The organism is Curtobacterium sp. Leaf183 (genome assembly GCF_001424385.1).
Taxonomy (GTDB): domain Bacteria; phylum Actinomycetota; class Actinomycetes; order Actinomycetales; family Microbacteriaceae; genus Curtobacterium.
Genome location: NZ_LMPO01000001.1, coordinates 47,994 through 59,990, shown reverse-complemented (window position 1 = coordinate 59,990; position 11,997 = coordinate 47,994). Strand labels below are relative to the sequence as shown.

11 protein-coding genes are annotated in these 11,997 nt (G+C 72.3%); 9 read left to right on the top strand and 2 right to left on the bottom strand.

Going from position 1 to position 11,997, the window contains the following annotated elements; all coding sequences use genetic code 11:
• Positions 1-90 precede the first annotated feature (90 nt).
• The 7 genes from ASG04_RS00245 to ASG04_RS00215 all read left to right on the top strand — a co-directional run bounded on the left by ASG04_RS00245 (position 91) and on the right by ASG04_RS00215 (position 7,117).
• Positions 91-1,380: a thymidine phosphorylase gene (locus ASG04_RS00245; RefSeq protein ID WP_056118618.1), complete on the top strand. Its 1,290-nt coding sequence runs from the start codon at positions 91-93 to the stop codon at positions 1,378-1,380.
• Positions 1,381-1,501: 121 nt separating this feature from the next.
• The gene (locus ASG04_RS00240; RefSeq protein WP_056118613.1) at positions 1,502-2,617 is read left to right on the top strand and encodes an adenosine deaminase; all 1,116 of its coding nucleotides are present in this window, start codon (positions 1,502-1,504) and stop codon (positions 2,615-2,617) included.
• Between the two features lie 4 nt (positions 2,618-2,621).
• Positions 2,622-3,068, top strand: coding sequence for a PTS sugar transporter subunit IIA (locus ASG04_RS00235; RefSeq protein ID WP_056118610.1), 447 nt, complete (start codon positions 2,622-2,624; stop codon positions 3,066-3,068).
• Positions 3,065-3,352, top strand: coding sequence for a PTS sugar transporter subunit IIB (locus tag ASG04_RS00230; protein ID WP_056118609.1), 288 nt, complete (start codon positions 3,065-3,067; stop codon positions 3,350-3,352). Before ASG04_RS00235 ends, ASG04_RS00230 begins: the two co-directional genes overlap by 4 nt.
• Before the next feature lie 76 nt (positions 3,353-3,428).
• Positions 3,429-4,256 (top strand): purine-nucleoside phosphorylase, encoded by an 828-nt coding sequence (locus ASG04_RS00225; protein ID WP_056118606.1) that lies wholly within the window; start codon positions 3,429-3,431, stop codon positions 4,254-4,256.
• Between the two features lie 44 nt (positions 4,257-4,300).
• Entirely contained in the window at positions 4,301-5,962 is a 1,662-nt protein-coding gene (locus ASG04_RS00220; RefSeq protein WP_082517758.1) for a phospho-sugar mutase, read from the top strand.
• A gap of 585 nt (positions 5,963-6,547) precedes the next feature.
• On the top strand, positions 6,548-7,117 hold the full coding sequence (locus ASG04_RS00215; RefSeq protein WP_156463459.1) for a hypothetical protein: 570 nt from the start codon (positions 6,548-6,550) through the stop codon (positions 7,115-7,117).
• Between the two features lie 128 nt (positions 7,118-7,245).
• Here the strand turns inward: ASG04_RS00215 and ASG04_RS00210 are convergent, their stop codons facing one another.
• Together ASG04_RS00210 and ASG04_RS00205 are read right to left on the bottom strand one after the other, a co-directional pair.
• Positions 7,246-9,027, bottom strand: a complete 1,782-nt coding sequence (locus ASG04_RS00210; RefSeq protein ID WP_056118599.1) for an acetyl/propionyl/methylcrotonyl-CoA carboxylase subunit alpha — start codon at positions 9,025-9,027, stop codon at positions 7,246-7,248.
• A gap of 79 nt (positions 9,028-9,106) precedes the next feature.
• A complete protein-coding gene (locus ASG04_RS00205) occupies positions 9,107-9,886 on the bottom strand; it encodes a Maf family protein (RefSeq protein ID WP_056118596.1) in 780 nt (259 codons plus the stop codon).
• A gap of 14 nt (positions 9,887-9,900) precedes the next feature.
• On the opposite strand from ASG04_RS00205, the gene ASG04_RS00200 reads away from it, so the two are divergent.
• Together ASG04_RS00200 and ASG04_RS00195 are read left to right on the top strand one after the other, a co-directional pair.
• On the top strand, positions 9,901-11,160 hold the full coding sequence (locus tag ASG04_RS00200; protein ID WP_056118594.1) for a class I SAM-dependent RNA methyltransferase: 1,260 nt from the start codon (positions 9,901-9,903) through the stop codon (positions 11,158-11,160).
• A 59-nt stretch (positions 11,161-11,219) separates the two neighbouring features.
• Positions 11,220-11,984 (top strand): response regulator transcription factor, encoded by a 765-nt coding sequence (locus ASG04_RS00195; RefSeq protein ID WP_235515378.1) that lies wholly within the window; start codon positions 11,220-11,222, stop codon positions 11,982-11,984.
• The last annotated feature ends 13 nt before the right edge of the window (positions 11,985-11,997 follow it).

Genomic DNA, 11,997 nt, shown 5'->3' with positions numbered 1-11,997 from the left:
TTGACTACCGATCGACGAGGTCCTGATGGGCCGTCTCGGCGCCTTCGGCCCGCGCACCCTCGTCACGTACCACCAGGAGCACTGATCCACATGGCCGTCGAACCCTTCGACACCGTCGACCTCATCCGCACCAAGCGATCGGGTGACGCGCTCAGCACGCCCGAGATCGACTGGCTCGTCGACGCGTACACGCGCGGCTACGTCGAGGACCCGCAGATGGCCGCACTCGCGATGGCGATCTTCCTGAACGGGATGGAACGGCGCGAGATCAAGGACCTGACGCTCGCGATGATCGCGTCCGGGGAGCGGATGTCGTTCGCGTCGCTCGGCAAGACGACCGTCGACAAGCACTCCACCGGCGGCGTCGGCGACAAGATCACCCTGCCCCTGGCGCCGCTCGTCGCGTCGTTCGGCGTCGCGGTGCCGCAGCTGTCCGGGCGCGGTCTCGGGCACACCGGCGGGACGCTCGACAAGCTGGAGTCGGTCCCCGGGTGGCAGGCCGCCGTGTCGAACGAGCGGATGATGGCGATCCTGTCCGACGTCGGCGCGGTCATCTGCGCCGCTGGGTCCGGCCTGGCCCCCGCGGACAAGAAGCTCTACGCGCTCCGCGACATCACCGGCACGGTCGAGTGCATCCCGCTCATCGCGTCGAGCATCATGTCGAAGAAGATCGCCGAGGGCACCGGCGCGCTCGTGCTCGACGTGAAGTTCGGGTCCGGCGCGTTCATGCCCACCTACGAGGCCTCGCGGGAGCTCGCGCAGACGATGGTCGACCTCGGCAACGACGCCGGCGTCGCCACGAGCGCCCTGCTGACCGACATGGAGGTCCCGCTCGGGCTGACCATCGGCAACGCGCTCGAGGTCCGCGAGTCCGTCGAGGTGCTCGCCGGCGGCGGCCCGGCCGACGTGGTCGAGCTGACCGTCGCGCTGGCGACCGAGATGCTGCGGCTCGCCGGACTGCCGGACGCCGACCCGGCCGCGGCGCTGGCCGACGGGCGGGCGATGGACACCTGGCGTCGGATGATCCAGGCGCAGGGCGGGGACGCGGCGGCCTCGCTGCCGGTCGCCCGTGAGCAGCACGTCGTCACCGCGACGTCGTCCGGCGTGCTCGCCGAGCAGCAGGCGCTGCCGTTCGGCGTCGCCGCGTGGCGGCTCGGGGCCGGACGCGCGCGCGCCCAGGACCCGGTGCAGGCCGGGGCGGGGATCGAGCTGCACGTCAAGCCCGGCGACACGGTCACCGAGGGGCAGCCGCTCTGGACGCTGCACTCCGACGACGCGTCGCGGATCCCGCGGGCGCTGGAGTCGCTCGAGGGCGCCTGGTCGATCGGCACGTCGGCCGAGCCGCGCGGCCCGATCGTGCGCGAGCGCATCGGGAACTGAACCGACGGGGCGCCGGACTGGAGGCTCCCCACCGGACCGGTGGGGAGCCTCCAGTCCGATGCCCCGGAAGTTGTCCACAGGCGCCAGCACGCAGTCGGTGACCACCGCTAGCCTGGTCTCCATGAGCGCCGACGCCGTCCCCACGTACCGACTGCCCGACGCGGGTGCCGTCATCAACGACCTGCCCAAGGTGTCGCTGCACGACCACCTCGACGGCGGCCTGCGTCCGGCGACGATCATCGAGCTCGCCGCGGCCGAGGGCATCACGCTGCCCTCCACCGACGCCGACACGCTGCGCCAGTGGTTCGCTGACCAGTCCGACTCCGGCTCGCTCGTCGAGTACCTGAAGACCTTCGACGTCACCACCAGCGTGATGCAGACCACACACGGGCTCGAGCGCGTGGCGCGCGAGTTCGTCGAGGACCTGGTCGCCGACGGGGTCGTCTACGGCGAGGTCCGATGGGCTCCCGAGCAGCACCTGCGGGGCGGACTGACCCTCGACCAGACGGTCGAGGCAGTGCAGGCGGGCATCGAGTCCGCGGTCGACGCCGCCGGCGGTGCGATCCGCATCGGACAGCTCGTCACCGCGATGCGTCACGCCGACCGTGCACTCGAGATCGCCGAGCTCGCGCTGCGTCACCGCGACCGCGGTGTGGTCGGGTTCGACATCGCGGGCGCCGAAGCCGGGTTCCCCGCGTCGAACCACCGAGCCGCCTTCGACCACCTTGCCTCCGAGCTCTTCCCGGTCACCGTGCACGCGGGCGAAGCCGACGGCCTGGCATCGATCCGGTCGGCGCTGGTCGACGGCCGCGCGCTGCGCCTCGGGCACGGCGTCCGCCTGTTCGAGGACGTCACCCTGTCTGACGCGGGCGACGGCTCCACGCTGGCGTCGCTGGGCGAGGTCGCCTCGTGGGTCCGCGACCGCGAGGTCCCGCTCGAGCTCTCGCCGTCGTCGAACCTGCAGACCGGGGCGATCGCGGCGTGGGGCGACGACCTCGCCGACCACCCGTTCGACGTGCTCTACCAGCTCGGCTTCCGCGTCACGGTGAACACCGACAACCGCCTGATGAGCAACACCACGCTCACGAAGGAGCTCGCACTGCTGGCTGGCACGTTCGGGTACGACCTCGACGACCTCGCGGCGTTCCAGATCAACGCCGCGCTCGGGTCGTTCCTGCCGCTCGAGGACCGCGAGGAGATCATCGCGATGATCACCTCCGAGTACGCGGAGGCCTGACCCGATGAGCCTGCCGTCACTGTCCGACGACGCCGTCGTGCTGGGGGCGTCCGCTGCGTCGTGGCGGGACGCCCTCCGGCTGGCCGGTGGCGCCCTCGTCGCGTCAGGAGCAGCGACCGACGAGTACACCGACGCCATGATCGCCATGGTCGAGGAACACGGGCCGTACATCGTCATCTCGCCCGGGCTCGCCTTCGCCCACGCTCGTCCCGGCGCGTCGGTGGTGCGCGACGGGCTCTCCGTCGTGACCCTCGCCGAGCCGGTCGCGTTCGGGCACCCGCACAACGACCCCGTCAGCGTCGTGCTCGGGCTCGCCGTCGCGGGGATCGGGACGCACCTCGAGTCCATCGGCGAGATCGCCAACCTGTTCAACGACGAGTCGGTGACCTCGCGCCTCGCCGCAGCCACCTCGGCAGCCGACGTGCGCGCCGTCATGGGGGTCTCCGCATGAAGATCGTGACCATCTGCGGCGCGGGCATCGGCTCGAGCGCCATCCTCAAGGTCAACGCCGAGAAGGCCCTGGCGACGCTCGGCCTGTCCGCCGAGGTCGTGGCGGCCGACGTCGCCTCGGTGCGCGAGGTCGCCGACGACGCCAACGTGATCCTGACGTCGCAGGAGTTCGTCGAGGCGATCGGCGACACCTACGCCGAGGTCATCGTGATCCGCAACCACTTCGACCAGCGCGAGATCGCCGCGGCGGTCGAGCGGTCGCTGGGGGACCCGACGGCTCCGTAGCGCGGCGTCCGGCGGGGTCGCGGGTGTCCGAGCGCGGCGTCCGGGCGGGGTCGCGGGTGCCCCGTAGCATTGCGGCATGGCAAGCACGAACCCGCTCAACGACCCCTCCGTCGACCCGTTCGACGTCGCCCGCGACGCCGCCGCCGTCATCGCCACGGAGTCCGGCATCGAACGGCACGACATCGCACTGACGCTCGGCTCCGGCTGGGGCAAGGCGGCCGACCTGCTCGGCGAGACCGTGTCCTCGATCGACGCCGCCGACGTCCCCGGCTTCAGTGCGTCGGCGGTCCCCGGGCACTCCGGCACGATCCGCTCGGTCCGGCTGTCCGACGGTCGGCACGCGCTCGTCGTCGGTGCGCGGACGCACTACTACGAGGGGCACGGCGTGCGTCGCGTCGTGCACAGCGTGCGCACCGCTGCGGCGACCGGCGCCGGCACGATGGTCCTGACGAACGGGGCCGGCGGCATCAAGGAGCACTGGAAGCCCGGTACCCCGGTGCTCATCAGCGACCACATCAACCTGACGGCCGACAGCCCGCTCGAGGGCGCGACCTTCGTCGACCTCACCGACCTGTACTCCGCCCGGCTCCGCGCCGTCGCGAAGCAGATCGACCCGTCCCTCGACGAGGGCGTCTACACGCAGTTCCGCGGGCCGCACTACGAGACCCCGGCCGAGGTCCAGATGGCGAAGGCCATCGGCGGGCACATCGTCGGCATGTCCACCGCGCTCGAGGCCATCGCCGCCCGCCAGGCCGGCATGGAGGTCCTCGGCTTCTCGCTCATCACCAACCTGGCCGCCGGCATCCAGACGACCCCGCTGTCGCACACGGAGGTGCTCGAGGCCGGCCGTGTGGCCGAGCCGGTGATCGCCGACCTGCTCGCCCGGGTCGTGGCCGCCCTGTGAGCGGGTACACCGGGCCGTCCGACGGGGCCATCGCGGACGGGGACCTGGTCACCGACACCACCCCCCTCGATGCAGCACGGGCCTGGCTGGTGCAGGACCCCGACCCCGAGACGCGGGACGAGCTCGACGCGGTCGTCGCCGCGGCGGGCAGCGGGGACGCGACGGCCCTCGCCGTGCTCCACGAGCGCTTCGCAGGACGGTTGCAGTTCGGCACCGCCGGGCTCCGCGCCGAGCTCGGGTGGGGACCGCTGCGGATGAACCGGGTGGTCGTCACCCAGGCCGCGGCCGGGCTCGCACGGTTCCTCATCGACACCGGTCGTGACCGCAGCGTCGTGATCGGGTACGACGGCCGTGTGAACTCCGACGTCTTCGCTCGGGACTCCGCCGAGGTCATGCGCGGGCTGGGGCTCGACGTCACGCTGCTGCCGAGCGCGCTGCCCACACCGGTGCTCGCGTTCGCCGTCCGACACCTGGGCGTCGGCGCCGGGGTCATGGTCACGGCCAGCCACAACCCGCCGCGCGACAACGGCTACAAGGTGTACCTCGGCGGGGACGACGACGGGTCGCAGATCGTGCCGCCCGTCGACGCCACCATCGCCGCGGCGATCGACGCCGTGGCGGCGACGCCGCTCGGTGATCTGCCGCGGGCGACCGACTACACGCTGGCGAGCGCGGACCTGGTCGGGGCCTACGTGTCCGCGACGGCCGCGATCGTGCCGGCCCCGGCCCTCCCGGTCGACGCGCAGCCCAGCGTCGTCTACACGGCCATGCACGGCGTCGGGTGGGACACCGCCCGCGCCGTCTTCGCCGCGGCCGGGTTCGCCGAGCCCGCGGTGGTGCACGAGCAGATCGAGCCCGACGGCGCCTTCCCGACCGTGTCGTTCCCCAACCCGGAGGAACCGGGTGCGATGGACCTGGCGATCGCCCGGGGCGTGGCCGTCGGTGCCGACCTCGTCATCGCGAACGACCCTGATGCGGACCGGCTCGCGCTGGCCATCCCGGACGGCTCCGGCTCGTACCGGCGGCTGTCCGGCAACGAGGTGGGGTGGCTCCTCGGCTGGCGCGCTGCCCAGCGCGCCGTCGCCGCGGGGCAGACCGGGGTGCTCGCCGCGTCGATCGTGTCGTCGCCGGCGCTGTCCCGCGTGGCCGAGCGGCACGGCCTGGGGTACCGCGACACGCTCACCGGCTTCAAGTGGGTGTCCCGCGTGCCCGACCTGCTCTTCGGCTACGAAGAGGCGCTCGGCTACCTGGTCGACCCCGAGGTCGTCCGCGACAAGGACGGCATCTCGGCAGCGCTCGTGCTACTCGATCTGGCCACGACGCTCGCCGCTGCGGGATCGAGCATCGCCGGGCAGCTCGACGCGTTCGCGGCGGAGTTCGGTGCGTTCGCGTCCGGACAGGTCGCGACCCGTGTCGACGATCTCGCCCGCATCGGCACGATTATGCAGGACCTCCGGTCGTCGCCACCGTCGACGCTCGGCCCGCTGACCGTGCTGCGCACGACCGACTACGCCGCCGGGGTCGACGGCTTCCCGCCGTCCGACATCCTGCGCTACGACCTCGACGGCGAGGCGCGCGTCATCGTCCGCCCGAGCGGCACGGAGCCGAAGGCGAAGGTCTACATCGACACCGTGGCGGCGACGCCTGCCGAGGCGCAGTCGCTCGTCGAGGCCCTCGCCGACGCGATCCGCCCCCGCGTGTCGTAGGGCGGCGCGGCGTGGCTCCTTGGGCTGGTTCGCACCCCCGCACGCATATCGCGCCCCGATTTCCCGGGGCGCGATGTCGTTCCGGGGGTGCATGGTCGGCGATGGAAGTCCTCCACATGCCGTGGTCCGCTCGGCCCCGTCCACATACTCGCTCGTTCGTAGCCCAGCGCGCGTCCGAGCTGTGACGCTCGACGGGTGTGTATCGATCTGGTCTCCACGGGCGCGGGAGTGGACGCTGCGTCGGCCGCCCGTGTCCGTCGGAGTGCGGCCAAGGGAGAACTCGTCAGGGTTTCCCGCGGGAACTTCGCGGACGCTGCGCAGTGGAACGGGGCCAGCGCTCGTGATCGACACGTGGCGCTCATCCGCACCGTGGACTGCCTTCCCGGGTCTGGGCTGGTGGTGTCTCATCGGTCGGCCGTCGCCATGCACGGTCTCCCGTGGATCGGTACGTTCGGCGATCGAGTGGTGATCGCCGATCCCACGCGCGACCGAGGGCAGACCAAGGGCACCGTCCGGCGAGTCGGCACAGCTGGCCGGGTTCCGGAGGCGGTCATACTGTCGGGCCTCGCCGTCACGTCGCTCGTCGTGACGGCAGTCGACGTCGCGCTCGCTGAGCATCCGTGGCGAGCGATCGTCGTCCTCGACGCCGTTCTCCGTCGTGGAGTCACGCGAGCGGCTCTGGACGCAGAACTCCACGCCCGGGGTGCGGCGCGAGCGCGTCGGCGCGCGGCGGAGCTCATCCAGGTCGCCGATGCAGCGGCGGAATCGCCCGGCGAGAGCATCACTCGGTGGGGTGCGCATGTCCTGGGCGCGCCGGAGCCGATCCTGCAGCACGGCTTCGACACCGAATGGGGCACGCAAGAGCGAGTTGACTTCTGGTACCCGACCTCGGGCACGGTCATCGAGTTCGACGGCGCCGTCAAGTACCACGACGCTCGACTCCGGAAGGGCCGGTCAGCGGACGAGGTCGTCGTCGAGGAGAAGCGGCGCGAGGACGCGCTTCGGCGCAAGCCCGAGATCTTCCACTTCGGGCGCGTCGTCTGGGCCGACGCCATGCCCGGCGGGCAGTTGCCGCGGCGGCTGCACGATGCCGGTGTGCCACTCGGGCCGAACTGGGCCGGTGCTTGGCGTGCTGCTACGCTTCGCTCCCTCTGACGAACATCGCGCCCCGTGGTTCCAGGGCGCGATGTTCACTCCGGGGCGCGAAGTACGCGCGGCTCCGGGACGCGAGGACGCGCGCCCGGTGCCCGGCGCGCGGTTCGGCGCGCGACGCGCGCGCCGCGCTACGCGAGCTCGAGCAGGACGTGGCCGGACGAGATCGTCTGGCCGACGGGGGCGTTCAGGCCGGTGACCACGCCGTCCTTGTGGGCCTGCACGGGCTGCTCCATCTTCATGGCCTCGAGCACCACGAGCAGGTCGCCCTTCACCACGGTGTCACCCTCGGCGACCGCGAGCTTCACCACGGTGGCCTGCATCGGCGAGGTCACCGCGGCGCCCGACGACGTCAGCCCACCGCGCACCGCCGACGACCGGCGCTTCGGCGGAGCGGAGGGCCCGGCCGGACGACGACCGGCCGCAGCGCCCGCGCCGCCGCCGACGATCGACGGCATGGTGACCTCGATGCGCTTGCCCTGGACCTCGACCACGACGGTGTCGCGCGACGCGGGCACCGGGAGTTCCTCGGGGGAGCCGCTCCATGCCGGGATCTCGTTGACGAAGTCGGTCTCGATCCACTGCGTGTACACCGAGAACGGCGTCGCGTCGTCGGTGGCGAACGCCGGGTCGGACACCACGGCGCGGTGGAACGGGATGACGGTGGGCAGCCCCGCGACCTCGAACTCGGCGAGTGCGCGCCGCGACCGCTCGAGCGCCTCGGCACGCGTGGCACCGGTGACGACGAGCTTGGCGAGCATCGAGTCGAACGAGCCGGACACGACGTCACCGGACACGACACCCGAGTCGACGCGGACACCCGGGCCGGACGGTGCGTGGAACACGTGCACGGGGCCGGGCGCGGGGAAGAAGTTGCGGCCGGCGTCCTCGCCGTTGATGCGGAACTCGAAGGAGTGTCCACGGGGCGCGGGGTCGTCGTAGTCGAGCGTGCCGCCCTCGGCGATGCGGAACTGCTCACGCACGAGGTCGATGCCGGTGACCTCTTCGGACACGCAGTGCTCGACCTGCAGGCGGGTGTTCACCTCGAGGAACGACACGGTGCCGTCGGCGCCGATGAGGAACTCGCAGGTGCCGGCACCGGCGTAGCCGACCTCGCGCAGGATCGCCTTCGACGACTCGTACAGCAGGGACTCCTGCGCCGGGGTGAGGTACGGCGCCGGTGCCTCCTCGACCAGCTTCTGGTGGCGGCGCTGCAGCGAGCAGTCGCGCGTCGAGACCACGACGACGTTGCCGTGCTCGTCCGCCAGGCACTGCGTCTCGACGTGGCGCGGCTTGTCGAGGTACTTCTCGACGAAGCACTCGCCGCGGCCGAAGGCGGCGATCGCCTCGCGCGTCGCGGACTCGAACTGCGCCTCGACCTCATCGCGCGAGCGGACGACCTTCAGCCCACGACCGCCCCCACCGAACGCGGCCTTGATCGCCACGGGCAGCCCGACCTGGTCGACGAAGTCGATGACCTCGGACACGTCCTGCACGGGCTCGATCGTGCCGGGCGCGAGCGGTGCACCGACCTTCTCGGCCACGTGTCGGGCGGAGACCTTGTCACCGAGGCGCTCGATGGACTCGGGCGACGGACCGATCCAGACCAGCCCGGCGTCGAGGACGGCGCGGGCGAAGTCGGCGTTCTCCGCCAGGAAGCCGTAGCCGGGGTGCACGGCGTCGGCGCCGGACCGTCGTGCGACGGAGATGATCTTGTCGATCACCAGGTAGGTGTCGGCGCTGGTGGTGCCGTTCAGCGCGTAGGCCTCGTCAGCGAGGCGTGCGTGCAGGGCGTCGCGGTCCTGGTCGGCGTAGACGGCGACCGAGGCCTTGCCAGCATCGCGGGCCGCGCGGATGATGCGGACGGCGATCTCGCCGCGGTTCGCGATGAGGACCTTGCTGATACGGGGCATGGTAAGTCAGCGTATTCGTGCTGCGGGAGCGGGAATTGACCGGCATCCACAAAGAACGACCGCGAAGCAGTGTGGATGTCTACAGTGCCCAGAGGTCGTGCCAGGCCACACCGAAGCCCCGCAGCAGCATCGAACGGAGCACCGGCAGGGACAGTCCGACCACGGCGGACGGTGCGCCGTCGATGCGGGTGATGTACGCCGCGGCCCGGCCGTCGATCGTGAAGGCCCCGGCGACCTCGAGCGGTTCACCGGTCGCCACGTACGCGTCGATCTCGTCCGCGGACACGTCGTCGGCGAAGGTGAGCACCGCGCTGTCGACCGCGACGACGCGGTCGCCGTCGACGACGAGCGCGGAGCCGCCGGGCGCGACGTCGCCGATCGACCCGACCCACGCCCCCGGACCGGCACCGGGACGGACGGGAGGCTCGGTGCGGGCCGGTGACGGGCCTCCCGTCCGTCCCCTGGCCGGGTCCAGGTCCCGGCGCCGGTCCACGACGCAGTGCCCGCTCCACAGCGTCCCGCCGCCGGCGGCCAGCATCTGGCGCCAGCGCTCCCGGGCGACCGCCGGGTCGTGCGGCTTGCCGTACAGCCGCCCGTCGACCTCGAACGCGGAGTCCCCGCCGAACACGAAGCCGTCGACGGGCGACCCGGCGACGGCGGCGTCCGCGACGGCGGTGGCCTTGGCGACCGCCAGCAAGGACACGAGCTCCGGCCCGGTCAGGGCGCGCCCGAGCCGCTCCGTCTCGGCGGCGGCCGCGGCGTCCTCGTCGACTCCCGGGGACACCAGCACCGGCTCGATGCCGGACTGCGCCAGCAGGGCACGTCGGGCGGGGGAGGTACTCGCGAGGTACAGACGCATGGGACCATCGAACCATGGGTGAATCGGTCGGAACGCTGCTCGAGCTCGACGTCACCGGGATCGCGCACGGCGGCATCTCGGTGGCACGACACGAGGGGCGCGTGGTGTTCGTCTCGGACGCCATCCCCGGCGAGCGGGTCGTGGCGCGCGTGACCGAGGACCGCAAGAAGTCGTTCTGGCGCGCGGACACGGTCAGCGTCATCACCCCGAGCGAGCACCGCGTCGACCACGTCTGGCCCGAGGCCGGGCTCGACCGCGACCCCGCCGTCCGTCCCGGTGGCGCCGAGTTCGGGCACATCGCCCTGGACCACCAGCGCACGCTCAAGCACGACGTCCTCGTCGACTCGTTCGCGCGGTTCGCCCACATGGACCTCGCCGAGGTGCTCGGCCACGACGTCGTGGTCGAGGCCGCGCCGGGCGACGACGCGGCGAACGGTCTCGGATGGCGCACCCGCGTGCGGTTGCACGTCGACGAGGCCGGCACCGCCGGTCCCTTCGCCGCGCGCTCGCACGACGTGGTCCCCGTCTCGTCGCTGCCGCTGGCGACCGCCGCGGTGCAGCAGAGCGCGCCGCTCGGGCGCGCCGCGATGCCCGGTGCCTCGGTCGTCGACGTCCTCGCGCCGAGCGACGCCGACGGCGCGCGCCTCGTGATCGACGACCAGGCACCGACGGTCGTCACCGAGACGGTCGGCAACCGCACGTTCCAGGTCGACGACACCGGCTTCTGGCAGGTGCACCACGCGGCGGCGGCGGTGCTCACCGAGGCCGTGCAGGACCTGGTCGACCGCGGGCGCCTCGACCCGGAGGGCACCCACCTCGACCTGTACGGCGGGGTCGGGCTGCTGGCCGCCGCCCTCGGCGACCTCATCGGTCCGAAGGCGCGGATCACGAGCGTCGAGAGCTCCGCGCGGGCGACCGAGCACGCGCAGGAGAACCTGGCCGAGTGGATCGGTGCGCGTGCCGAGACCGCCCGGGTCGACCGCTGGCTGGCCCGCACCGCGTCGACGGCAACCCCCGCCGAACGGCAGCGGTACCGCGCGGGCACGATCGTGCTCGACCCGCCGCGCGCCGGCGCCGGGCGCGAGGTCGTCGTGCAGGTCGCCGCTCTCCAGCCGGAGCAGGTCGTGTACGTCGCCTGCGACCCCGTCGCACTCGCCCGCGACGTCGCCACCTTCGCCGACCTCGGCTACCGGCTCGAGGCACTCCGGGCCTTCGACCTGTTCCCGCACACGCACCACATGGAGGCCGTGGCTCGACTCGTGCCGAGCGCTTAGCGGAGACTGGTCGCGTCGGGGGTCAGAACCCCGTCCGACCTGGGTATCCTTGGTTGCTGATGGCAACCCGGTTTCAGGGGCCGGGCCCGTCGGAACGAGAGGTCACCGTGCCAGCAGAAACGACCACAACCACAGGGACGACCGGGCTGACCACCAGACCGGTCCGCGTCGCGATCGTCGACGACCACGAGTCCGTCCGGCTCGGCATCCAGGCGGCCTGTCAGAACGAGGGCTTCGAGGTCGTGCTCACCGCGGCGAGCGTGCCGGAGTACATCGCGAACCTCGACGGGCGCGAAGTCGACGTCGTCGTCCTCGACCTGTCGCTCGGCGACGGCTCGACGGTCACCGAGAACGTCAAGGGCGTCCAGGGCACCGGTTCGGCCGTCCTGGTGCACAGCATCGCGGACCGCGTCGCCAACGTGCGCGAGGCACTGGCGGCCGGGGCTGCCGGGGTGATCCCGAAGTCGTCGGCCACGAAGACCGTGATGGCGGCGGTCGCCACCGTCGCGCGGGGTGACGTGCTCAACAACCTCGAGTGGGCGAGCGCGATCGACGCCGACCGCGACTTCGCCAAGGCGCAGCTCGGTCGTCGTGAGCGGGAGATCCTGCACCTCTACGCGTCGGGTCTGCCGCTCAAGCTCGCGGCCCAGCAGCTCGGCATCGGGTACTCGACCGCCCGCGAGTACCTCGACCGCATCCGCGTGAAGTACGTCGAGGTGGGCCGCCCCGCCCCGACCAAGGTGGACCTGCTCCGCCGTGCGGTCGAGGACGGCATCCTGCCGGGCCTCGACTCCGGACTCGACCCCGACGGCGACGGGCGCTGACGCCGTCATGCAG

Coding starts and splice junctions, on each gene's coding strand:
- ASG04_RS00245 (WP_056118618.1), top strand. CDS start 91: ATGGCCGTCGAACCCTTCGACACCGTCGACCTCATCCGCACCAAGCGA.
- ASG04_RS00240 (WP_056118613.1), top strand. CDS start 1,502: ATGAGCGCCGACGCCGTCCCCACGTACCGACTGCCCGACGCGGGTGCC.
- ASG04_RS00235 (WP_056118610.1), top strand. CDS start 2,622: ATGAGCCTGCCGTCACTGTCCGACGACGCCGTCGTGCTGGGGGCGTCC.
- ASG04_RS00230 (WP_056118609.1), top strand. CDS start 3,065: ATGAAGATCGTGACCATCTGCGGCGCGGGCATCGGCTCGAGCGCCATC.
- ASG04_RS00225 (WP_056118606.1), top strand. CDS start 3,429: ATGGCAAGCACGAACCCGCTCAACGACCCCTCCGTCGACCCGTTCGAC.
- ASG04_RS00210 (WP_056118599.1), bottom strand. CDS start 9,027: ATGCCCCGTATCAGCAAGGTCCTCATCGCGAACCGCGGCGAGATCGCC.
- ASG04_RS00205 (WP_056118596.1), bottom strand. CDS start 9,886: ATGCGTCTGTACCTCGCGAGTACCTCCCCCGCCCGACGTGCCCTGCTG.
- ASG04_RS00200 (WP_056118594.1), top strand. CDS start 9,901: ATGGGTGAATCGGTCGGAACGCTGCTCGAGCTCGACGTCACCGGGATC.
- ASG04_RS00195 (WP_235515378.1), top strand. CDS start 11,220: ATGGCAACCCGGTTTCAGGGGCCGGGCCCGTCGGAACGAGAGGTCACC.